This window comes from Pseudomonas paralactis (assembly GCF_001439735.1).
Classification (GTDB): domain Bacteria; phylum Pseudomonadota; class Gammaproteobacteria; order Pseudomonadales; family Pseudomonadaceae; genus Aquipseudomonas; species Aquipseudomonas paralactis.
Genome location: NZ_JYLN01000004.1, coordinates 154129 through 176685, shown reverse-complemented (window position 1 = coordinate 176685; position 22557 = coordinate 154129). Strand labels below are relative to the sequence as shown.

The window sequence follows — 22557 nt, the reverse complement described above, 5'->3', positions numbered from 1 at the left end:
AGCCCGCTCCCACATTTTGTCGAGTTTGCATGGGCGACTCGTGCAATCAGTCGTCATTGCCGCTGCCGCGGAATTTGAACAGGTCGCGGCGCTGCTTCTTGCTCGGTTTGCCATCAGTGGTCAAGCCTGAGGCCCCAGCCTTGCGCATGGCCGCGGCATTTTCACGCTTGGCAATGCTGGCTTCGGTTTCCGCGTACAACGTCTGCGCTTCAGGGGCGCCCCGGCGCACAATGGAAAGCGCCTGCACCACGACAGTCTTTTCATCAAACCCTGCACGAATCTGAAACTCATCGCCGATACGTGGCTCTTTGCCCGGTTTGCAGCGCTCGCCGCGATGATGCACCTTCCCGCTTTCGATCGCGGCCTTGGCCAGGGCACGGGTTTTATAGAAGCGTGCCGCCCACAACCACTTGTCCAGTCGGACCTTTTCTTCCTCTTGCTGTTTTTGACCCACTTGAATTCCTCGCTCTGAAAAATGTCGCAACCTTACCGTTGAAACCCTTCGACGCATAAATCCCAAGGCTCACCTAAGATACGCCAGGTAGCACCCTGTTTTCGCGAGGATACGCTGTGACCGACTTTCCCCTTTCACTCACCTCGCCCAACCAGCGGTGCGTGGGTTGCCAGCAAAGCGAGCCTTTGGGGTTCGATTTTGCGTTCGCCTACCAGCCTATCGTAGACCTGCGTGACCGCTCTATATTCGCCAACGAAGCCTTGGTGCGCGGTACCCAGGGGGAAGGCGCGCTGTCGGTGCTGGCTCAGGTCAACGAAACCAATCGCTACCGCTTCGACCAGCGCTGCCGAACCAAGGCCATTGCCGGGGCCGCTGCTCTGGGCATGCAAACTCACCTTTCCATCAACTTCATGCCCAATGCCGTATATCGCCCCGAGCTGTGTATCCGCAGCACTCTGGAGGCCGCCCGGGCGCACAATTTCCCCCTGGACCGGCTGATTTTCGAAACCCTGGAAAGCGAGCATGTAGATAACTATCGCCATTTGACCAATATTCTGCGTGAATACCGCGAATTCGGCTTCAAGACTGCTATCGACGACTTCGGCGCGGGCTATTCGGGGCTGAATCTGCTGGCCGATTTCCAACCCGACCTGATCAAACTCGACATGGCGTTGATTCGCAATGTCGATCAAGACCGTGTCCGTCAGGTGATCGTCCGGGGGATTGTCACAATCTGTGAGCAGTTGGGGGTTACTGTCATCGCCGAAGGCATCGAAAGTGCCGGCGAACGGGATTTCCTCTCCGACTGTGGAATATTTCTGATGCAGGGTTTCTGGTTCGCCAAGCCTGCATTCAATGCCCTGGCCAAGGTTTCTCCTCAAGCCTGGGCAAATTGACCGGTACCCATATTGAAGACATTTGACCATTTGACCGTTGTGGGTCTGCGAGAGTGGGTGGCCCTTCCCGACCTGGGAGTGGCGGGCCTGCGCGCGAAGATCGACACCGGTGCCAGCACCTCAAGCCTGCACGCCACCGATATCGAGCCGTTTGAGCGCGACGGTGAAAAGTGGGTGCGCTTTACCGCGCACCTGGGCAGCGTGGTGCAACTGCGTCACCGTCGCTGCGAAGCGCCCCTGGTGACGATGAAAACCATCAAGAGCTCCAACGGCCATGCGCAGGTGCGCTACGTGATCAGCACCACCCTGGCGCTGGGCGACCGGGTCTGGCGGGTGGAATTCACCCTCGCCTGTCGCAAAGCCATGCGTTACCGCCTGTTACTGGGCTCCAAGGCGTTGATTGACGGCCAGTTGGTGGTCAATCCAGGCGTCAAGTATGTTCAAGACAAGCCGGTGTTCCCGGTCTCCACTATTTCTGCCCCAGGTGCTGCATGAAGATTGCTGTGCTGTCGCGAAACCCGCGTCTGTATTCCACCCGCCGCCTGGTCGAGGCCGGCACTGAACGTGGCCATGAAATGGTGGTGATCGACACGTTGCGTGCCTACATGAACATTGCCAGCCACAAACCGCAGATTCACTACCGGGGTAAACCCCTGGAAGGCTTTGATGCGGTGATCCCGCGTATCGGCGCCTCGGTGACGTTTTATGGCTGCGCGGTGTTGCGTCAGTTTGAAATGATGGGGGTGTTTCCTCTCAACGAATCCGTGGCCATTGCCCGCTCTCGGGACAAACTGCGTTCGCTGCAGTTGCTGTCACGCCGGGGTATCGGCTTGCCGGTCACTGGCTTTGCCCACTCCCCGGATGACATCCCTGACCTGATCGAGATGGTCAATGGCGCCCCCCTGGTGATCAAGGTACTGGAAGGCACCCAGGGCATCGGTGTGGTGCTGTGTGAAACGGCGACGGCAGCTGAATCGGTGATCGAGGCGTTTATGGGCCTCAAGCAGAACATCATGGTGCAGGAGTACATCAAGGAAGCGGGCGGCGCGGATATTCGCTGCTTCGTGGTGGGCGACAAGGTGATCGCGGCAATGAAGCGCCAGGCCAAGCCCGGTGAGTTCCGCTCCAACCTGCACCGCGGCGGCAGCGCCAGCCTGATCAAGATCACCCCTGAAGAACGCATGACCGCACTACGGGCGGCCAAGGTGATGGGGCTGAGCGTGGCGGGTGTGGACATCCTGCGCTCCAACCATGGCCCGTTGGTGATGGAAGTAAACTCATCGCCAGGCCTGGAAGGGATCGAAACCACCACCGGTAAGGATGTAGCGGGGATCATCATTCAGCATCTGGAAAAGAACGGCGGGCCGAATATGACTCGGACCAAGGGCAAGGGCTGAATACCCACACCTACCACCCATCACAAAACACCTGTGGGAGCTGGCTTGCCTGCGATAGCGGTAGCTCAGTCAACAACGATGTTGAATGTGCCGCCCTCATCGCAGCATAGGTATCTACACAAATCTGTAACGCTCAACGGTAACCACGATGCGAAGCGAGCCGCTCTTGATCTTGATCTGCTTTTGATCTCAGGCGCCCCGTTAAACCACGCTGGCCGAACGCAGGCTTGAATTCGTGGGTAACCCGGCAGGACGCCGGGTTAGCCGCCCCGCGCCATGGATGGCGCGTGGCGGCGGCCCACGGATTCAAGCCTGCGTTCGGGCACACCGAGCCTAGGCGAGGTGCCGAGTGGTGGGGCAAGAGCCCTTTTGGTTACTTTTGGCTGGGCCGGCATTCCGGGCTCTTTTCCAAAAGTGACCCGCTGTCAGAGCGGAACCCTAAGTGGCCGTTACCGCAGCAATGGATATGTACACAATCCAGCTGTGTTGACTGTCAGGCCCTCTTCGCAGGCAAGCCAGCTCCCACATTTGAATCGTGGGGTGTCAGGTAGATAAGCGTCGGCTGTCAGGCCGCCGCGGGAGCAAGCTCCCTCGCCACAGGTCCAGCGTCACACCAAAAACTTGTGTAGATACCTATGCTCATTGCAGGCAAGCCAGCTCCCACATTTGCATTCATATTGCTTGTTAGACAGCGTCCCTAGGCAGCATCAACCCCAGCGGCAGCCGCACCCGTGCTTCCAACCCACCGCCTTCACGGTTGCGCAACTCCACATTGCCGCCATGCATCGACGCAATCCGCCGCACAATCGCCAGCCCCAATCCGGTTCCCTTGCCACCTCGGGCCCGGTCGCCACGGGTGAACGGGTTGAAGATACCCTCCAGCTCGGCAGGGTCGATACCCGTGCCGCGGTCCATCACGCTCAGCACCACGTATGGCGCGGCACTGTCACCGGAGACATACGCTGCCACCTCCACGTCGGAGCCGGCATGATGCAAGGCGTTGCCGATCAGGTTGTTCAGCAGGCGCTTCATCGACACCCGGCGCAATGCAAACGGCTGGATCGGCTCCAGACGCATGCGCACCTGTTCACCGTTCTGGTTATAGGGCGCAACCACCTCACGCACGAGGTCCGTGAGGTCGACTTCCTCCACCACCTCATCACGTCCATCGCGGATGAACGCCAGGAACTGATCCAGGATGGCGTCCATGTCCTCGATGTCGCGCACCATGTCATCGGTGAGGTCGGTATGGTCCCCCATCAACTCAAGGGACAAGCGCAATCGTGTCAACGGTGTGCGCAAATCATGGGACACCCCCGCCAGCATCAGCTCGCGCTCGCGCCCGGCCTGCTCGACGTCTTCCGCCATCTGGTTGAACGCGCCGTACACCTCGGTCATCTCACTGGGCGTGTCGCTGACCGGCAGGCGCACACTGCGCCCTTGACCCAGTTGGCGTGCGGCAAACACCAGACGCTTGAGTGGCTGGTTGAGCTGTCGGACGAAAATCCACGCAGACGCCGTTGAAAGCAGACCAATGGCCAGGAACCAGCCCAGCACATTCCAGATTTTCTGCCCGCGCAGCGGGTGCGGATAAAGCGGCACCTTGATCCAGGCATCACCCAGGCTGGGCGCCCTCACCCACAGCGCAGGCGAAACATGCATGCGCAGCCTCACCTCGGTGTCGGCGCCCAGTTCGGCCTGCATCTGGCGCTGGTAGATCTCGCTGTAAGGCCAATGCTGCTCGCCTTCAGGCACGCCGGCACCATCAACCCGAGTCAAGGTCGACGCCTTGGCTACTTTTTCTCGGTTCTCAGGGTCTACGGCCCAATACCCCCGCAACGTCAGGGCCACACCGTGGCTGTACTGCCGGTCCACCAGCACGTCTTCGTTCATCAACAGATAAACCAGCGTAAGTGCCTTGGAAAACAGAACGACGATAAGCACCAGCCAAAGGGTGCGCGAGAAGAAACTTTGTGGGAACCACAGCGGGGTTTTCATAGATGAAAGCTGCACACCTTGCAGGAACGAGCGGTGCTCGCAGAATTGCAGACGCCGGGCATCCCGTCGACTCTTATGGAGTCAAACGTCGGATACCCGTCCCTGCAAATCATCGGTCACTTGGTTGCGGTGCCATCCGGCACAAACACATAACCCACGCCCCACACCGTCTGGATATACCGAGGCTTGGACGGGTCCGGCTCGATCATCCGGCGCAGTCGGGAGATCTGCACGTCGATGGAGCGCTCCAGGGCGTCCCATTCACGGCCACGGGCCAGGTTCATCAGCTTGTCACGGGTCAACGGTTGGCGAGCGTTCATCACCAGAGCCTTGAGCACCGCGAATTCGCCGGTGGTAAGCATGTGCACTTCTTCGCCACGCTTGAGCTCACGGGTGGCCAACGACAGTTCGTAGTCGCCAAAGGTGACGCTTTCGTCTTCGCTGCCCGGTGCGCCCGGCACGGCCGGTGCCTGGCGACGCAATACGGCCTTGACCCGCGCCATCAGCTCATCCGGGTTGAACGGCTTGGCAAGGTAGTCGTCAGCGCCCAGTTCAAGGCCCTTGATGCGGCTCAACTCATCGCCCTTGGCGGTGAGCATGATGATTGGAATCTGGTTGTTGGCACCACGCAGGCGCTTGCAGGCAGTAAGGCCGTCTTCGCCGGGCAGCATCAGGTCGAGCACGACCAGGTTGAACACTTCACGCCCCAACAGGCGGTCCATTTGCTCGGTGTTCGGCACCGCGCGGGCACGGTAGCCCTTGGAGTTGAAAAACCGCTCCAGCAGGCTGCTCAGCCCAGGATCGTCATCAACGATGAGAATTTTTTCGCCTTCAGCAGTTTGTGCGGTGCTGCTCATTGGATGCTCCTCTTATCTCGGCGCGCATTATGGCGTAGCTGCCGTTATACGCACCGTGTGCATTGTTAGCAGATTTTTCATCTACTGCCAGCGAACCCGCGCCCTACAACCTCCGGCGCAGTACCCCCCAATGGCAGAACGCTGGTTATAATGCGGCGCCTCCGTGCAGGGCAACGTCAGATCGTTACCGTTTGCTGCCGGGCTTTTTTTACCCGCTTGTCGTGACTTTTTCGATTTCGAGGGTCAATAGCCAGCCTCTTGACCCAGGCAGCGGCGCCAGTCGGGCCGCTCAACCAGCCTCGCCGAGCCTTGTTTTTACGGGCCGGTGCGCTGATTTTAAGAATTTCAGGTGGTTTTATGGACAGCATCAACAGCCGCATCGCCGAGGAACTCGGTGTACGCCCACAACAGGTCGAAGCGGCCGTCGCTCTACTGGATGAAGGCTCCACGGTGCCCTTCATCGCCCGTTACCGAAAAGAAGTGACCGGCAGCCTCGACGACACCCAACTGCGTCACCTGGAAGAGCGCCTGCGCTACCTGCGAGAACTCGACGAACGGCGTATCAGCATCCTCGCCAGCATCGAGGAACAGGGCAAGTTGACTCCTCAACTGGAACGCGACATCAAACTCGCGGACACCAAGACCCGCCTCGAAGACCTTTACCTGCCATACAAACAGAAACGTCGTACAAAGGGCCAGATCGCCCTGGAAGCCGGCCTGGGCGATTTGGCCGATGGCCTGTTCAACGATCCATCGTTGACGCCGGAAACCGAAGCCGCCCGCTTCATCGACGCTGAAAAAGGCGTCGCCGACGTCAAGGCCGCCCTCGAAGGCGCCAAGTACATCCTGATGGAGCGCTTCGCCGAAAACGCCAGCCTCCTGGAAAAACTGCGTACCTACCTCAAGCAGGAAGCCATCCTCAGCGCCCGCGTCATCGCCGGCAAAGAGGAAGAAGGCGCCAAGTTCCGCGACTACTTCGAACACGACGAGCCGCTCAAAAGCATGCCGTCGCACCGCGCCCTGGCGATTTTCCGCGGCCGCAACGAAGGCATTCTCAGCTCCGCGCTGAAAGTCGGCGACGAACTGCCGGGCACCATGCACCCGTGCGAAGGCATGATCGGTCAACAATTCGGTATCCAGAACCAGAACCGCCCGGCAGACAAGTGGCTCGGCGAAGTGGTGCGCTGGACCTGGAAGGTCAAGCTCTACACCCACCTGGAAACCGACCTGCTGGGCGAGTTGCGCGACGGTGCCGAAACCGAAGCGATCAACGTGTTTGCCCACAACCTGCACGACCTGCTGCTGGCCGCACCGGCCGGCCCGCGTGCCACCCTGGGCCTCGACCCGGGCCTGCGCACCGGTTGCAAGGTCGCAGTGGTCGACGCCACCGGCAAGCTGCTGGACCACGCCACCGTGTACCCACACGTACCGCACAACAAGTGGGACCAGACCCTCGCGATCCTTGCCGCCCTGTGCGCCAAGCACGCGGTGGACCTGATTGCCATCGGCAACGGCACTGCCAGTCGCGAGACTGACAAGCTGGCCGCCGAGCTGATCAAAAAATACCCGGCCATGAAGATGACCAAGGTCATGGTCTCCGAGGCAGGCGCTTCGGTGTACTCGGCGTCGGAGCTGGCCTCCAAGGAATTCCCGGACCTCGACGTGTCGATCCGTGGCGCGGTGTCCATCGCCCGTCGCCTGCAAGACCCGTTGGCCGAACTGGTGAAAATCGACCCTAAATCCATCGGCGTCGGCCAGTACCAGCACGACGTATCGCAGCTGAAACTGGCACGCGGCCTGGATGCGGTGGTGGAAGACTGCGTAAACGCCGTGGGCGTAGACGTGAACACCGCTTCGGTGGCACTGCTGGCGCGAATTTCGGGCCTCAACGCGACCCTGGCGCAGAACATCGTCAGCCATCGCGACGAAAATGGCGCGTTCAAAACCCGTGCTGCGCTGAAAAAAGTCGCACGCCTGGGTGAAAAAACCTTTGAACAAGCGGCCGGCTTCCTGCGCGTCATGAACGGCGATAACCCGCTGGACGCCTCGGCAGTTCACCCGGAGGCCTACCCGCTGGTGCAACGCATTGCCGCCGAGACCGACCGTGATATCCGTTCGCTGATCGGCGACGCTGCGTTCCTCAAGCGCCTGGATCCAAAGAAGTACACCGACGAAACCTTCGGTGTGCCGACCATCACCGACATTCTGCAAGAGCTGGAAAAACCTGGCCGCGACCCACGTCCCGAGTTCAAGACCGCCGAGTTCCAGGACGGCGTCGAAGACCTCAAGGACCTGCAACCGGGCATGATCCTGGAAGGCGTGGTGACCAACGTGACCAACTTCGGTGCTTTCGTGGATATCGGCGTGCATCAGGACGGTTTGGTGCACATCTCTGCGCTTTCGGAGAAGTTCATCAAGGACCCGCGTGAAGCGGTCAAAGCTGGCGACGTGGTCAAGGTCAAGGTCATGGAAGTCGACATCCCGCGCAAACGCGTCGGCCTGTCGATGCGCATGAGCGATACCCCCGGCGAGAAAATCGACGGTGCTCGTGGCGCTCGCCCAGGTTCGGCACCGCGCCAGTCGCAGAACAACGCGCCGCGCAAGGAAGCGACGACTGCCGCGCCGAGCAACAACGCCATGGCGTCGCTGTTCGCCAATGCCAAACAGTTGAAGAAGCGTTGATGGACATCCCGGCCGGCTTGACCCAGAGCGCGTTCAGCGAACTGATCGGCTGCCGCCTGCAGCGCCTGGACGAAGGCGTTGCCGAGGTGGCCCTGACCCTGGAGCCGCACCTGCGCAACCGCGCGGGCAAGCTCCATGGCGGGGCGATTTTCAGCCTGGTGGACATCACCATGGGCCTGGCCTGTTCCAGCGCCCATGGTTTCGACCAACAGAGCGCCACCATCGAATGCAAAATCAACTATATTCGCGCCGTCGAAGACGGTGACGTGCTGTGCACCAGCCGGGTGATTCACGCCGGCCGGCGCACGTTGGTGGTCGAAGCCGACGTGTACCAGGGCGAAAGACTTGTCGCAAAAGCGCAGGGCACGTTCGCTGTCCTATAGCTCCCCACCCTCGATTTGAGTTAATTTCGGCGCTGCGATAACAGCGTCGGAATTTTCTCGCTGCGCTGTAGCCCAATTCATGGAGTGAAGTCGGCATTTTCAGAGCGGGTCAAATCGACTCAGAACCAGGCGATCACGCCAGTTTCCACTTCACCCTTGTAGACCGTCCTGCCCACCCCCATATTGGGGCGACTGACGCGTGAAGGAATCCAACTTGAGCGAACTTCTCAACCGCCGCCTGGCCCTGCTCGGCAAGCGCGAACACCTCTCCCTGCTAGAGCAGTGCTTGCACGGCATCGAGCGTGAATGCCTACGTGTCACCAGCGAGGGTCGCCTGGCGCAAACGCCACACCCCGAAGCCTTGGGCGCCGCGTTGACCAACGAACAGATCACCACTGACTATTCGGAATCGCTGCTGGAGTTCATCACCCCAGCCCTGCCCAACCCGGCCGACACCCTGAACAGCCTGGACAAGATCCATCGCTTTGCCTATTCCAAGCTGGGCAGCGAATACCTGTGGAGCCCCTCGATGCCGTGCCCGTTGCCGGCTGAGGAAGATATTCCGATCGCCTACTACGGCACCTCCAATATCGGCCAGCTCAAGTATGTGTACCGCAAGGGCCTGGCCCTGCGTTACGGCAAGACCATGCAGTGCATCGCCGGCATCCACTACAACTTCTCGCTGCCGGAACAGCTGTGGCCATTGCTCAAGGAAACAGAAGGATTTGTCGGCACCGACCGTGACTATCAGTCCACGGCCTATATCGCGTTGATCCGTAATTTCCGGCGCTACAGCTGGCTGTTGATGTACCTCTTTGGCGCCTCGCCAGCCCTGGACGCCGGTTTCCTGCGCGGGCGCTCGCACCAGCTTGAAGTGCTGGATGCCGACACGCTGTACCTGCCCTACGCCACCAGCCTGCGCATGAGCGACCTGGGTTACCAGAGCAACGCCCAGGCCGGCCTGACGCCGTGCTACAACGACTTGGCCAGCTACACCGACAGCCTGCGCGAAGCGGTGGCAACGCCCTACGCGCCCTACGTCGAAGTCGGCACGCACAAGGATGGTGAGTGGGTGCAGCTCAACACCAACATCCTGCAGATCGAAAACGAGTACTACTCCAATATCCGCCCCAAGCGTGTGACCTACACCGGCGAGCGGCCGATCCAGGCGCTGATGGCCCGTGGCATCCAGTACATCGAAGTGCGTTGCCTGGACATCAACCCGTTTCTGCCGATGGGTATCGACCTGCCGGAGTCGCGCTTCCTCGACGCGTTCCTGCTGTACTGCGCGCTGAACGACAGCCCGCTGTTCGCCAACAACGAGTGCGGCAACGCCACCTCCAACTTCCTCAGCGTGGTCAAGGAAGGCCGGCGTCCGGGCCTGCAATTGCAGCGTGACGGCCAGCCGGTGGACATGAAGGAATGGGCGGCCGAGTTGCTGGAGAAGATTGCCCCGCTGGCCGCCCTGCTCGATCAGAGCCATGGCATCACCGAGCACAGCGAGGCACTGGACGCCCAGTTGGCGAAGGTCAAAGACCCGTCCCTGACGCCGTCGGCCCAGGTATTGGCAGCCATGGCTGAGCGCAAGGAGAGCTTTGCCCAGTTCTCCCTGCATCAGAGCGAGGTCCATGCCGAATACTTCCGCAAAGAACCTTTGGCGCCTGAGGAACAAGCGCACTTTGAAGACCTGGCCCGTGCGTCGCTGGCGCAACAGGCAGAGCTGGAGCAGAACGAAGTGGGCGATTTCGATGTGTTTGTCGGCTCGTACCAGGCCAGCATCCTCGCCATCAGCAACTAACCTAAGGCTCGCTCCCCTGGGGAGCTGGCTTGTGTGGGAGCTGGCTTGCCTGCGATAGCGGTGGGTCAGCAACCCACCTGTTGACTGATACACCGCTATCGCAGGCAAGCCACACATTATTCTGCCAGCCTGAAAACAGGCGTCGCCATTTCCTCTCATAAGCTAATTCGAAAAAGTTATTTATTTTCGAATTATTAGATCATTTAGTCTCCTCTCACGCCGACCCTCGGCCGCCTGATTGAGGAGCTTCCCCTTGAAACTGCTGACCCCTCTGCGCCTGTTGGCTGCATTGTCCCTGGCCGGTGCCAGCCTGTTTGCCCAGGCGGCGGACGTGACCATTGCGTACCAGACCACCGTAGACCCGGCAAAAGTCGCCCAAGCCGACGGCGCCTATGAAAAGGCCACCAATGCCAAAATCGACTGGCGCAAATTCGACAATGGCGCCGACATCATCGCCGCCATTGCCTCCGGCGACGTGCAGATCGGCTACCTCGGTTCCAGCCCGCTCACCGCCGCGATAACCCGCAAAGTCCCGGTGCAAACCTTCCTCGTCGCCACCCAGATCGGCGGCGCCGAAGCCCTGGTGGCGCGTAACGGTTCGGGGATCAACAGCCCGCAGGATCTGATCGGCAAAAAAATCGCCGTGCCCTTCGTCTCCACCGGCCATTACAGCCTGCTCGCCGCGCTGAAACACTGGAACATCGACCCGGCCAAAGTCACCATTCTCAACCTCGCCCCGCCGGCCATCATTGCCGCCTGGAAGCGCGGTGATATCGACGCCACCTACGTGTGGGACCCGGCCCTGGGCGTGGCCAAGGAAAACGGCAAAGTGCTGATCACCTCCGGCGAACTGGCCAAGTTCGGCGCGCCGACGTTCGATGCCTGGATCGTGCGCAAGGATTTTGCCGAAAAGCACCCGGAGATCGTCACCGCCTTCGCCAAGGTCACTCTGGATGCCTACGCCGCCTACCGCAAAGACCCACAAGCCTGGCTCGCCGATGCCGGCAACGTCGACAAACTGGTGAAACTCTCCGGCGCCAAGGCCAGCGACATCCCCTTGCTGCTGCAAGGCAACGTCTACCCGCTGGCCGCTGACCAGGTGACCCTGCTGGGCGCACCAACCACCAAGGCCGTCACCGATACCGCTGTGTTCCTCAAGGAACAAGGCAAGGTCGATGCCGTATTGCCCGACTACGCCCCTTACGTCAGCGCCAAGTTCATTACTAACTGATCCAAGGAGTTCATCGCGATGGCCTTGCTACAGCTGGAGCGCATCAGCGCACAGTACCCAGGCGCCCCGGAACCGGTACTGTCCGATATTTCACTGGAGCTTGGGCCCCAGCAGCTGCTGGTTGCCCTAGGCCCGTCCGGCAGTGGCAAGACATCGTTGTTGAACCTGATTGCCGGATTCGTCGAACCGTCTGCCGGGCGCATCACCTTAGATGGCGTGCCGGTCAAGGGCCCCAGCGCCGAGCGCGGCGTGGTGTTCCAGGACGACGCCCTGCTGCCCTGGCAGGACGTGCTGGCCAACGTCGCCTTTGGCCTGGAACTGGCCGGCGTGCCCAAGGCGCAGCGCGAAGTGCGCGCCCGCGAAATGCTCGCGCTGGTGGACCTGGCCGGTTTCGACAGCCGGCGCATCTGGCAGCTCTCGGGCGGCCAGAAACAGCGCGTCGGCCTGGCCCGCGCCTTGGCGGCCGACCCTCGCGTATTGCTGATGGACGAACCCTTCGGCGCGCTGGATGCCTTTACCCGCGAACAAATGCAGGAGTTGCTGCTGCAAGTGTGGCGGCGCACGGCCAAGCCGGTATTCCTGATTACCCATGACATTGAGGAAGCAGTGTTCCTGGCCACGGACCTGATCCTGCTGGCGCCCAACCCCGGCCAGATCGTCGAACGCCTGCAGCTGGATTTCGGCCAACGTTACGCCGCCGGTGAATCAGCCCGCGCAATCAAGTCCGACCCGCGCTTTATCGAAACCCGTGAACATGTGCTGGGCAAAGTGTTCTCCCAACGGCAGGTATACGCATGAGCAGCTACGAACTTTCCGCCACGGCCAGCAAGCCGGTGTCACCTGCCGTTATTGCGGTACGCCGCAGCCTGAGCACGCGTTGGATCAGCGTGCTGACCCTGTTCGCTCTGCTCGCCCTTTGGTGGGCAGTGACCGCCACCGGCTTGATCGAACCTCTGTTCCTGCCGCCCCCGTCCGCCGTGTTGCAAAAAGGCTGGCTGCTGGCGACCACCGGCTACATGGATTCCACCTTGTGGCAGCACCTGGGCGCGAGCCTGAGCCGCATCGGCGTGGGCCTGGGTTTTGCGGTGCTGACCGCCGTGCCGGTGGGGATTGCCATCGGCGCCAACCGCATTGCCCGAGGCGTTTTCGATCCGTTGATCGAGTTCTACCGGCCGATTCCACCGCTGGCCTACCTGCCGCTGATCGTGATCTGGTGCGGCATTGGCGAGCTGTCCAAGGTGCTGCTGATTTACCTGGCGATTTTCGCCCCGATCGCCATCGCCACCGCAACCGGGGTGCGAACCGTCGACCCGGCCAAGCTGCGGGCTGCGCAGTCGTTGGGTGCCACCCGTGCGCAACTGATTCGCCATGTGATCCTGCCCAGCGCCCTGCCCGACATCCTCACCGGTGTGCGTATCGGCCTGGGCGTGGGCTGGTCGACCCTGGTCGCCGCCGAGTTGATTGCCGCCACCAGCGGCCTGGGTTTCATGGTGCAGTCGGCAGCGCAGTTTCTGGTCACCGATGTGGTGGTGCTGGGCATCCTGGTGATCGCCCTGATCGCCTTCGCCATGGAAATGGGCCTGCGTGCCTTGCAGCGTAAATTAGTGCCCTGGCATGGCCAGGCACACTGAGTGAAGAGTCCACAATGAGCAGCCTGAACATAACCCCATTAAGCACCGCCCTGGGCGCCCAGATCAGTGGCGTCGACATCACTCAGCCGCTGAACCTTGAGCAGCGCGACGCCATTGAACAGGCGTTGCTCCACTATTCGGTGCTGTTCTTCCGTGACCAGCCGATCACCCCGCAGCAACAGGCACGCTTCGCGGCCAATTTTGGCGACCTGCACATCCACCCGATCTACCCCAACGTGCCGGAACAGCCGCAAGTGCTGATCCTCGACACCGCGGTCACCGACGTGCGTGACAACGCCGTTTGGCACACCGACGTGACCTTCCTGCCCACGCCGGCTCTGGGCGCCGTGCTCAGTGCCAAGCTGCTGCCGGCGTTTGGCGGCGATACGCTGTGGGCCAGTGGCATTGCGGCGTATGAGGCGCTTTCCGAACCGTTGAAGGTATTGCTCAACGGGCTCACCGCCACCCACGATTTCACCAAATCCTTTCCGCTGGAGCGTTTTGGCAATACCGCCGAAGACTTGCTGCGCTGGGAAGAAACCCGCCGCAAGAACCCGCCGCTGTCACATCCGGTGGTGCGTACGCATCCGGTCAGTGGGCGTAAATCGCTGTTCGTCAGCGACGGTTTCACCACCCGAATCAATGAACTGGAACCGGCCGAAAGCGAGGCCATTCTCAAGCTGCTGTTCGCCCACGCCACCCGCCCGGAATTCACCATTCGCTGGCGTTGGCAGGAGAATGACGTAGCGTTCTGGGATAACCGCGTCACCCAGCATTACGCCGTGGATGACTACCGGCCGCAGCGGCGGGTGATGCACCGGGCAACGATTCTTGGGGATGTGCCGTTCTAGAATCCAGCGCAGATCAACTGTGCAAGCTGGCTTGCCTGCGATAGCGGTGGTTCAGCCACTGCACTATTGGCTGAAAAACCGCTATCGCGGGCAAGCCCGGCTCCCACATTTACCGAGTGCGGCAGCTTATTCGGCGGTGGACGGTTTTTCCCACAAGTTGATCCCACCTTCCTGCGCAAACCGATCAATCTCCGCCAGTTCCTCAGCACTGAAGCTCAAGTTCTTCAACGCCCCGACGTTCTCGATAATCTGCTCCGGTCGGCTTGCGCCGATCAGCGCACTGGTTATCCGTGGATCACGTAATGTCCACGCCAACGCCAACTGGGCCAGGCTCTGGCCACGGCGCTTGGCGATTTCATTCAGGCCGCGTACATGGGCGATGTTGGCTTCGGACAGGTGCTGGGCCTGCAACGAGCCACCACCCGGACGATTGACCCGCGCATCGGCCGGTACCCCGTTGAGGTATTTATCGGTCAACAAACCCTGGGCCAGCGGCGTGAAGGCGATCACCCCGGCGCCGAGCTCTTCGGTGGTGTCGAGCAGGTCTTTTTCCACCCAGCGGTTGAGCAGGTTATAAGCCGGTTGGTGAATCAACAGCGGCACTTTCCACTCTTGCAGCAGCGCGGCGATTTCACGGGTTTTGACCCCCGAATAAGACGAGATACCGATGTACAACGCCTTGCCTTGCTGCACAGCGGTGGCAAGGGCGCCGGCGGTTTCTTCCAGCGGCGTGTCGGGGTCGAAACGGTGCGAATAGAAGATATCCACATAATCGACGCCCAGGCGTTGCAGGCTCTGGTCCAGGCTGGCCAACACGTATTTGCGCGAACCGCCACCCTGGCCGTAAGGACCGGGCCACATGTCCCAGCCGGCTTTGCTGGAAATGATCAATTCGTCGCGGTAGTGCTTGAAGTCTTCACGCAGCAAACGGCCGAAGTTGATCTCGGCGCTGCCATAGGGCGGGCCGTAGTTGTTGGCCAGGTCGAAGTGGTTGATACCCAGGTCGAACGCCGTACGCAGCAGGGCGCGCTGGGTGTCGATCGGGGTACTGTCGCCGAAGTTGTGCCACAGCCCCAGGGACAGGGCCGGCAGCACCAACCCACTGCGGCCTACGCGGCGATAGGGAATAGATTCATAGCGGTTTTCGGCAGCAATGTACGTCATCGAATCCTCTCTTGATCTAGGGCAAATAAGGCCCGGGAATATGCATATTCCCGGGCCTTTTAAGCAGCTGAATCGCTTAAGTCTGCCTCTTCCTTTTACAGCAAAGACCTACTTGAGAGGAACGCTATCAGCGCACCATGTGCAGGAACTGCAGGTGGCGCTCGTACTGATCGAGGATGTCGTTGATGATCTGCTCTTTGGTGTAGCCGACCAGGTCGTAGTCCTGGCTGCCCTCGCTCAAGTGCACTTCCGCCCGGTAATAGCGACGGTTGTTGATCTCTTTCTTGCCGATACCACCGAGGGCGAACGACGGCGTGAAATAACCGCGCATCTGCACCTGATAGATAAACGGACGCTCCTCGCCATGGCCAATTTCGAGGCTGACGCTGTCGTTGGACGGGTCGGGCTGGGTTACTACCGTGAGGCCCTTCTCGACAAATACGGCCGTTACTTCTTCGATCGCCGGGCGCACCGTGGTGTCGAGGAAACGGTACACCTCGTCACGCGACGGGAAATGCACGGCCTGGCTCAAGCGCTGGCGCCAGCCGCCTCGACCTTTGCGTGAAGCCGATATCGGCGCCAGGGAATGCAACTGCGCAATCTGTTTTTGCGACTCCAGATAGAACGCCTTGTGCAGCCCCCACATCATCAGCAGCAAAATCAGCGAGAACGGCAGCGAGGTCAGGACCACCGCAGACTTCAACGAATCGATACTGCCGGCAAACAGCAAGGCACTGGTCACCAGGGCCGTCATTGCGCCCCAGAACACCCGCAGCCACTTCGGCCCGTCTTCATCCGCATTGCCGCCTTTGGACGACAGGGTGGACAGCACCACAGTGCCCGAGTCCGCCGAGGTCACGAAGAACACAAAACTGATAAACACCGTGACCGCGATTACCGTCTTGCTCCACGGGTAGGTTTCCAGCAGCAGGTAGAGACTCATCGACGGGTCATCGATGGCCGACTGGCCCAGCGCGGCCATGCCATGGTTGAGCACTTGGTCAATGGCGCTGTTACCGAAGATCGACATCCACGCCAGGGTAAAGCCCAGCGGAATCAGCAGCACGCCAAACACGAACTCGCGGATGGTGCGGCCACGGGAGATGCGCGCGATAAACAGACCCACGAACGGCGACCATGCGATCCACCAGGCCCAGTAGAACACTGTCCAGCCGCCCAGCCAGTCGCTCGGCTCGTTGTAGGCGTACACATCAAAACTCTTGGTCGGCAGCGCGCCCAAATAGTCACCGATGTTCTGGATCAAGGTGTTGAGCAAGTGCTGGGTAGGCCCTGCGAACAACACAAACAGCAGCAGCGCACAGGCCAGCAGCATGTTGATGTCGGACATCACCCGCACGCCCTTGTCGACACCGGCCACCGCGACAATGATCGCCGCGCCCATCATCAACGTGATCAGGCCCACCTGAATCCATTGGGTATGGGCAATACCAAACAGGTAGTCCAGGCCGGAATTGAGGTGCAACACGCCAAAGCCCATGTCGGCGCCCAGGCCGAACACCGTCGCGATGATGCCGAAGCCATCCACCGCATAACCGATAGGGCCATTGATGCGCTTGCCGATCAGCGGGTACAGCGCCGAGCGCAGGGCCAGCGGCAGGTTATGCCGGTAGGCGAAATAGGCCAGGGCCATGCCGACGAACGCAAACACGCCCCAACCATGCAGGCCCCAATGCAGGAACAGCACCTGCATGGCCTGGCGCGCTGCATCGGCATTCATCGCTTCGCCCTGGGGCGGCTGCACCAGGTGCGTCAACGGCTCCGAGACGCAGAAGAAAAACAGCGTGATGCTGATCCCGGCGGCGAACAACATGCCGGCCCAGGACAGGTAACTGAATTCGGGCTCGTCGTGGTCGGCACCGAGTTTTATCTTGCCGTAGCCCGATAGCGCGGTGACCACCACGAAGACCAGATACAGGGTCATCGCCAGCATGTAATACCAGCCGACCGTATTGGCCGCCCAGTTTTGCGCCGCCAGCAGCCAGGCACCGGCCTGTTGCGGGATAGCGATGACCGTGATGCCAAACAGCAGGATGACGGTGGCGGCAAAGTAGAAAACGGGCGCATTCATGCGCACCATGCCGCTGGAAGGGGTGGACGATGCACTCATGAACGATGCACCTCAAGGTTGCGGGATATGGCTGTAAAAAACGGACTCAGCAAAGGTAAGCCTCCTGTTGTGAGCGGGCAGCGAACCACCGGGTTTAACTTGAACGAACGTTCAAGTTAAACATGAATAGGCAGTTTTGGACTAATCGCAGGGCTGAGTGGTAGGTAATTCCTACACTAGCTCAGGGATTGGTATGACGGCTGAAGAAGGCAAATCGTTCAGCGACCCTACGTTGAAACTCATACGAAATGTGGGAGCTGGCTTGCCTGCGATAGCGGTGGGTCAGCCACCCATCTGTTGACTAATACACCGCTATCGCAGGCAAGCCAGCTCCCACACTGGTCGGCGGTTGGCTCAGGTATTACTTCTGCGCCCCATCATCATGCTGCAAGTTCGCCTGGGTGATATTCGCCCCCGCCGGCACGCTGCGGGTCAGCCACACATTACCGCCAATGGTCGAGCCCTGGCCGATGGTGATCCGCCCCAAAATCGTGGCCCCGGCGTAGATCACCACATCATTCTCAACGATGGGGTGGCGTGGATGGCCTTTTTGCAACTGCCCATCCTCATCGGCAGGGAAGCGCTTGGCCCCCAGTGTCACCGCCTGGTAGATACGCACGCGCTCGCCGATGATCGCCGTCTCGCCAATCACCACGCCCGTACCGTGGTCGATGAAGAAACTCGGACCGATCTGCGCGCCGGGGTGGATATCAATGCCGGTGGCCGAGTGGGCGATTTCCGCACTGATGCGCGCCAACAGCGGCAAGCCTGCGCGGTACAGGTGGTGGGCCAGGCGATGGTGGATCACCGCCAGGATGCCCGGGTAGCACAGCAGCACTTCATCCACACTGCGTGCGGCCGGGTCGCCGTGGTAGGCGGCCAGTACGTCGGTATCCAACAGGCTGCGCAGGGCCGGCAATGCCAGGGCGAAATCCTGGATCAGGCGAATGGCGTGGGCATCCACACCGCTGTCATCGTCGCCGCCTTGACGTGCCGCGTAGCGCAACTCCAGGCGAGCCTGGGCCAGCAAGGCGTTGAGCGCCACGTCGAGGGTATGCCCCACGTAGAAGTCTTCGCTTTCTTCACGCAGATCCACCGGGCCCAGGCGCATGGGAAATAGCGCGCCGCACAAGGCTTCGAGGATCTGCGCCACTGCCTCGCGGGACGGCAATTCACGGCCACCGTGTTCGCCGCTCAAGCGACCGTTGCGCGTTCGCCACTGATCCCGCGCGCCGCGCAGCTGGCTGACGATGGTCTGCAATTGCCAATGACTGGAACGCTCACTCACGGTATTCACTCCTGACGAAATGGCCATCACTTTACGGTATGCACCCTGGCAGCTCTTAAGAACCAATGGTGTGATCGTAAGAACTATTGTTCATAAGCGATTGACGGTTGCCCGATGAAAAGTGCCTGCCTATAGTCCTCCCCATCATTCAGTCACCGTGCGTAGCCATGATCAAACAACAGCTTGAGCGCTTTAACCGTCTGGAACTGCTGGGCGGTGCCACCGCTCTGGAAAAACTTGAACGGCTGTCGGCCTGGCTGGGCAGGGATATTTACGTCAAACGCGATGACACCACGCCCCTGGCCATGGGTGGCAACAAGTTACGCAAACTCGAATACCTGGCAGCCGACGCCATCGCCCAGGGCGCCGACACCCTGATCACCGCCGGCGCGATCCAGTCCAATCATGTGCGCCAGACCGCCGCCCTGGCCGCCAAGCTCGGCCTGGGCTGTGTGGCCCTGCTGGAAAATCCTACCGGCACCGAAGATCCCAACTACCTGGCCAATGGCAACCGCCTGCTGCTGGAACTGTTCGATGCCAAAGTCGAATTGGTGGAAAACCTCGACAACGCCGACGCCCAACTCGCCGCCCTCGCCGACCGCCTGCGCAGTAATGGCAAGAAGCCCTACCTGGTGCCGATCGGCGGCTCCAATGCCCTCGGCGCATTGGGTTACGTGCGCGCCGGGCTGGAGCTTGCGGCGCAGATTGAAGACAGCGCAATTGAGTTCGCCGCCGTGGTGCTTGCCTCTGGCAGTGCCGGCACCCACAGCGGCCTGGCCCTGGCCTTGAGCGAAGCACTGCCGCAGTTGCCGGTGATCGGCGTCACGGTGTCGCGCACCGAGCAAGCGCAACTCCCGAAAGTGCAGAGCCTGGCCGAACGCACTGCCGAGTTGCTGGGTGTGGCTATTCCCGAGGCCTTCAAAGTGACCCTGTGGGACGAGTATTTCGGCCCCCGCTATGGCGAGCCGAATGCAGGAACCCTCTCGGCGATCAAACTTTTGGCCAGCCAGGAAGGTCTGTTGCTGGACCCGGTCTATACCGGCAAGGCCATGGCCGGTTTGCTCGACGGCATCGGGCGCCAGCGGTTTGAAGAGGGGCCGATCATTTTCCTGCATACCGGTGGCGCGCCGGCATTGTTTGCCTATGACTCAGTATTCAACTGAATGAATGGGGTCATATTCAAAAATAGAATATGAAATTGTATTTTTATTATTTTCAAGACTTAAAAACCCACCTTATCATCGCGCCGAAGGCGAAGACGCGCTTCGCGCTTTAGGGCAGGATACGACTACCGCGTCACCTGCTTCGCTCACCATAAAAACACAGGGGCTCTCCATGACTATTTCTGCATTTCGTCGCACGCTGTTGGTTGGCACTTTGGGCCTGGCGCTTGGCGCCGGTTGGCTGGGCCAGGCAGTTGCCGGCGAGCAATTGAACACCATCAAGAAGGCCGGCGAGATCAAGATCGGCCTGGAAGGCACCTACCCACCGTTCAGCTTTGTCGATGAAAGCGGCAAGCTCAGCGGTTTCGAAGTGGAGCTGTCCGAAGCACTGGCCAAAGAGCTGGGCGTCAAGGTCAAGCTGCAAGCCACCCCTTGGGACGGCATCCTCGCCGCGCTGGAGTCCAAGCGCCTGGACGCCGTGGTCAACCAGGTGACCATCTCCGAGGAGCGTAAGAAAAAGTATGATTTCTCCAAGCCTTACACCGTGTCCGGTATCCAGGCGCTGGTGCTGAAAAAGAACGTCGACGCGATCAAGAAAGCCGACGACCTTGCCGGTAAAAAAGTCGGCGTGGGCCTGGGCACCAACTACGAACAATGGCTCAAGGACAATCAACCCAAAGCCATTATCAAGACCTACAACGACGACCCAACCAAATTCCAGGACCTGCGCATCGGTCGTATCGACGCGATCCTGATCGACCGCCTGGCTGCCCTCGAATACGCCAAGAAAGCCCCCGACACCGCTGCGGCCGGCGACGCCTTCTCCCGTCAGGAATCCGGTATCGCCCTGCGCAAAGGCGAGCCTGAATTGCTCGATGCGGTCAACACGGCCCTCGACAAACTGCGCGCCGACGGCACCTTGAAGAAGCTGTCCGAGAAGTACTTCAACGCTGACGTCACTCAATAATGGAAGCAGGTTTCCAACTCGCGCTGGACTCCGCGCCCTTTCTACTCAAGGGCGCGTACTACACGGTAATCCTCAGCCTTGGCGGGATGTTTTTCGGCTTGCTGCTGGGCTTCGGCCTGGCCTTGATGCGCCTGTCGCGCTTCAAGTTGCTGAGCTGGACCGCCCGTGTCTACGTGTCGTTCTTTCGCGGCACGCCGTTGCTGGTGCAGCTGTTCCTGATCTACTACGGCTTGCCGCAAGTAGGCATCGAGCTGGATCCGATCCCGGCAGCCATGATCGGCTTTTCGCTGAACATGGCCGCCTATGCCTGTGAAATCCTGCGGGCCGCCATCGCCTCTATCGAGCGTGGCCAGTGGGAAGCCGCTGCCAGTATCGGCATGACCCGTGCGCAGACGTTGCGCCGGGCCATCCTGCCTCAGGCGATGCGCACGGCGTTGCCGCCTTTGGGCAACAGCTTTATTTCATTGGTCAAGGACACGGCGCTGGCCGCCACCATCCAGGTGCCCGAACTGTTCCGTCAGGCCCAACTGGTATCGGCGCGTACCTTCGAAATTTTCACCATGTATCTGTCCGCAGCCCTGATCTACTGGATCCTGGCGAGCATCCTGGCGCATCTGCAAAATCGTCTGGAAGACCGGGTCAACCGGCATGACCTGGAGTCTTGAAGCATGATCGTGGTTGAAAAACTGACCAAACAATTCAACGGTCAGGTGGTGCTCAACGGAATCGACCTTGAGGTCAAGGAAGGCGAAGTGATCGCCATCATCGGCCCCAGCGGTTCCGGCAAGACCACCTTCCTGCGCTGCCTGAATTTTCTCGAAGAACCCACCAGCGGCCGCATCAAGGTGGGTGATATCCAGATCGACGGCAGCAAGCCGCTTAACCAGCAACAGGGCCTGGTACGGCGTCTGCGCCAACACGTGGGCTTTGTGTTCCAGAACTTCAACCTGTTCCCCCACCGTACCGCGCTGGAAAACGTCATCGAAGGCCCGATTGTGGTCAAGAAGATGCCACGGGAAGCGGCGATGGAGTTAGGCCGCAAACTGCTGGCCAGGGTTGGCCTGGCGGGCAAGGAAGCGTCCTACCCAAGGCGGTTGTCCGGCGGCCAGCAACAGCGTGTGGCGATTGCCCGCGCATTGGCCATGGAGCCGGAGGTGATCCTGTTCGACGAACCCACCTCAGCCCTCGACCCGGAACTGGTGGGCGAAGTATTGGCGACCATTCGCAGCCTGGCCGAAGAAAACCGCACCATGGTCATTGTCACCCACGAGATGAGCTTTGCGCGGGACGTGGCCAACCGGGTGATCTTTTTCGACAAGGGCGTGATCGTTGAACAGGGCGAAGCCAAAGCGTTGTTCGCCAACCCCAGGGAAGAACGCACCCGGCAGTTTTTGAGCAAATTCCTCGCCCACTGACGCCTCCCACTGTAGGAGCGAGCTTGCTCGGGAAGAACGTTAACGATAACCCGGTGAATCAGGTTGACCGAGTTGCCTGGGCGCTCTTCGCGAGCAAGCTCGCTCCTACAACGGGTTGCAGGTTGATCGCGTAAAAAACCCCTTCGCAAGCGCCTTAAAATCCCCCTCCCCGTCAGACCCTTCTGAATATCCTCAAACCCGCCGTTTAGCCTTTTGCCTCCATTGACGCTCCCCGGCCAACCCTCTTATCTAGC

Annotated in this window: 20 protein-coding genes; 14 read left to right on the top strand and 6 right to left on the bottom strand. The window is 60.4% G+C overall.

Annotated features, from left to right (window positions below; all coding sequences use genetic code 11):
* Positions 1–46 precede the first annotated feature (46 nt).
* The gene (locus TX23_RS12345; protein WP_057702404.1) at positions 47–454 is read right to left on the bottom strand and encodes an RNA-binding S4 domain-containing protein; all 408 of its coding nucleotides are present in this window, start codon (positions 452–454) and stop codon (positions 47–49) included.
* 116 nt (positions 455–570) lie between these two features.
* Here TX23_RS12345 and rimA point away from each other — a divergent pair, with 116 nt between their 5' ends.
* Genes rimA through rimK form a run of 3 tightly spaced genes read left to right on the top strand, consistent with a single transcriptional unit; the run spans position 571 to position 2747 of the window.
* Positions 571–1350, top strand: a complete 780-nt coding sequence (gene rimA / locus TX23_RS12340) for a S6 modification regulatory phosphodiesterase RimA (RefSeq protein WP_057702403.1) — start codon at positions 571–573, stop codon at positions 1348–1350.
* Positions 1351–1362: 12 nt separating this feature from the next.
* Complete coding sequence (gene rimB, locus TX23_RS12335) at positions 1363–1845, top strand: retropepsin-like aspartic endopeptidase RimB (RefSeq protein ID WP_005783815.1); 483 nt, start codon at positions 1363–1365, stop codon at positions 1843–1845.
* On the top strand, positions 1842–2747 hold the full coding sequence (gene rimK / locus TX23_RS12330; RefSeq protein ID WP_003187674.1) for a 30S ribosomal protein S6--L-glutamate ligase: 906 nt from the start codon (positions 1842–1844) through the stop codon (positions 2745–2747). Before rimB ends, rimK begins: the two co-directional genes overlap by 4 nt.
* Positions 2748–3431: 684 nt before the next feature.
* On the opposite strand, the gene TX23_RS12325 is transcribed toward rimK, so the two are convergent.
* Positions 3432–4745 (bottom strand): ATP-binding protein, encoded by a 1314-nt coding sequence (locus tag TX23_RS12325; RefSeq protein ID WP_057702402.1) that lies wholly within the window; start codon positions 4743–4745, stop codon positions 3432–3434.
* Positions 4746–4861: 116 nt separating this feature from the next.
* Entirely contained in the window at positions 4862–5602 is a 741-nt protein-coding gene (ompR, locus tag TX23_RS12320) for an osmolarity response regulator transcription factor OmpR (protein WP_003187669.1), read from the bottom strand.
* A gap of 357 nt (positions 5603–5959) precedes the next feature.
* Here ompR and TX23_RS12315 point away from each other — a divergent pair, with 357 nt between their 5' ends.
* The 7 genes from TX23_RS12315 to tauD all read left to right on the top strand — a co-directional run bounded on the left by TX23_RS12315 (position 5960) and on the right by tauD (position 14178).
* Positions 5960–8284, top strand: coding sequence for a Tex family protein (locus TX23_RS12315; protein ID WP_057702401.1), 2325 nt, complete (start codon positions 5960–5962; stop codon positions 8282–8284).
* Entirely contained in the window at positions 8284–8667 is a 384-nt protein-coding gene (locus TX23_RS12310; protein WP_057702400.1) for a PaaI family thioesterase, read from the top strand. The genes TX23_RS12315 and TX23_RS12310 overlap by 1 nt, the downstream gene beginning before the upstream one ends.
* A gap of 214 nt (positions 8668–8881) precedes the next feature.
* Positions 8882–10465 (top strand): glutamate--cysteine ligase, encoded by a 1584-nt coding sequence (gene gshA / locus TX23_RS12305; protein ID WP_057702399.1) that lies wholly within the window; start codon positions 8882–8884, stop codon positions 10463–10465.
* A 253-nt stretch (positions 10466–10718) separates the two neighbouring features.
* The gene (gene tauA / locus TX23_RS12300; protein WP_057702398.1) at positions 10719–11696 is read left to right on the top strand and encodes a taurine ABC transporter substrate-binding protein; all 978 of its coding nucleotides are present in this window, start codon (positions 10719–10721) and stop codon (positions 11694–11696) included.
* Between the two features lie 18 nt (positions 11697–11714).
* Positions 11715–12494 (top strand): taurine ABC transporter ATP-binding subunit, encoded by a 780-nt coding sequence (tauB, locus tag TX23_RS12295; protein WP_014716468.1) that lies wholly within the window; start codon positions 11715–11717, stop codon positions 12492–12494.
* The gene (gene tauC / locus TX23_RS12290; RefSeq protein ID WP_057702397.1) at positions 12491–13327 is read left to right on the top strand and encodes a taurine ABC transporter permease TauC; all 837 of its coding nucleotides are present in this window, start codon (positions 12491–12493) and stop codon (positions 13325–13327) included. Before tauB ends, tauC begins: the two co-directional genes overlap by 4 nt.
* A 14-nt stretch (positions 13328–13341) precedes the next feature.
* Positions 13342–14178, top strand: a complete 837-nt coding sequence (gene tauD, locus TX23_RS12285; RefSeq protein WP_057702396.1) for a taurine dioxygenase — start codon at positions 13342–13344, stop codon at positions 14176–14178.
* Between the two features lie 126 nt (positions 14179–14304).
* Here the strand turns inward: tauD and mgrA are convergent, their stop codons facing one another.
* From mgrA to epsC, 3 genes are all read right to left on the bottom strand, one after another.
* Complete coding sequence (gene mgrA / locus TX23_RS12280; RefSeq protein WP_057702395.1) at positions 14305–15342, bottom strand: L-glyceraldehyde 3-phosphate reductase; 1038 nt, start codon at positions 15340–15342, stop codon at positions 14305–14307.
* Positions 15343–15469: 127 nt separating this feature from the next.
* Positions 15470–17431 (bottom strand): choline transporter BetT, encoded by a 1962-nt coding sequence (gene betT, locus TX23_RS12275; protein WP_169856569.1) that lies wholly within the window; start codon positions 17429–17431, stop codon positions 15470–15472.
* A 400-nt stretch (positions 17432–17831) separates the two neighbouring features.
* Positions 17832–18758, bottom strand: coding sequence for a serine O-acetyltransferase EpsC (gene epsC / locus TX23_RS12270; protein ID WP_057702394.1), 927 nt, complete (start codon positions 18756–18758; stop codon positions 17832–17834).
* Between the two features lie 167 nt (positions 18759–18925).
* Here epsC and TX23_RS12265 point away from each other — a divergent pair, with 167 nt between their 5' ends.
* From TX23_RS12265 to tcyN, 4 genes are all read left to right on the top strand, one after another.
* A complete protein-coding gene (locus TX23_RS12265) occupies positions 18926–19921 on the top strand; it encodes a D-cysteine desulfhydrase (protein ID WP_057702393.1) in 996 nt (331 codons plus the stop codon).
* Positions 19922–20093: 172 nt separating this feature from the next.
* Positions 20094–20888 (top strand): cystine ABC transporter substrate-binding protein, encoded by a 795-nt coding sequence (tcyJ, locus tag TX23_RS12260; protein ID WP_057702392.1) that lies wholly within the window; start codon positions 20094–20096, stop codon positions 20886–20888.
* Positions 20888–21553: a cystine ABC transporter permease gene (tcyL, locus tag TX23_RS12255; RefSeq protein WP_003187646.1), complete on the top strand. Its 666-nt coding sequence runs from the start codon at positions 20888–20890 to the stop codon at positions 21551–21553. Before tcyJ ends, tcyL begins: the two co-directional genes overlap by 1 nt.
* Before the next feature lie 3 nt (positions 21554–21556).
* Positions 21557–22303 (top strand): L-cystine ABC transporter ATP-binding protein TcyN, encoded by a 747-nt coding sequence (gene tcyN, locus TX23_RS12250; protein WP_057702391.1) that lies wholly within the window; start codon positions 21557–21559, stop codon positions 22301–22303.
* Positions 22304–22557: the final 254 nt, after the last annotated feature.

Coding starts and splice junctions, on each gene's coding strand:
- rimK (WP_003187674.1), top strand. CDS start 1,842: ATGAAGATTGCTGTGCTGTCGCGAAACCCGCGTCTGTATTCCACCCGC.
- TX23_RS12325 (WP_057702402.1), bottom strand. CDS start 4,745: ATGAAAACCCCGCTGTGGTTCCCACAAAGTTTCTTCTCGCGCACCCTT.
- ompR (WP_003187669.1), bottom strand. CDS start 5,602: ATGAGCAGCACCGCACAAACTGCTGAAGGCGAAAAAATTCTCATCGTT.
- TX23_RS12315 (WP_057702401.1), top strand. CDS start 5,960: ATGGACAGCATCAACAGCCGCATCGCCGAGGAACTCGGTGTACGCCCA.
- TX23_RS12310 (WP_057702400.1), top strand. CDS start 8,284: ATGGACATCCCGGCCGGCTTGACCCAGAGCGCGTTCAGCGAACTGATC.
- tauB (WP_014716468.1), top strand. CDS start 11,715: ATGGCCTTGCTACAGCTGGAGCGCATCAGCGCACAGTACCCAGGCGCC.
- tauC (WP_057702397.1), top strand. CDS start 12,491: ATGAGCAGCTACGAACTTTCCGCCACGGCCAGCAAGCCGGTGTCACCT.
- tauD (WP_057702396.1), top strand. CDS start 13,342: ATGAGCAGCCTGAACATAACCCCATTAAGCACCGCCCTGGGCGCCCAG.
- mgrA (WP_057702395.1), bottom strand. CDS start 15,342: ATGACGTACATTGCTGCCGAAAACCGCTATGAATCTATTCCCTATCGC.
- betT (WP_169856569.1), bottom strand. CDS start 17,431: ATGAATGCGCCCGTTTTCTACTTTGCCGCCACCGTCATCCTGCTGTTT.
- TX23_RS12265 (WP_057702393.1), top strand. CDS start 18,926: ATGATCAAACAACAGCTTGAGCGCTTTAACCGTCTGGAACTGCTGGGC.
- tcyJ (WP_057702392.1), top strand. CDS start 20,094: ATGACTATTTCTGCATTTCGTCGCACGCTGTTGGTTGGCACTTTGGGC.
- tcyL (WP_003187646.1), top strand. CDS start 20,888: ATGGAAGCAGGTTTCCAACTCGCGCTGGACTCCGCGCCCTTTCTACTC.
- tcyN (WP_057702391.1), top strand. CDS start 21,557: ATGATCGTGGTTGAAAAACTGACCAAACAATTCAACGGTCAGGTGGTG.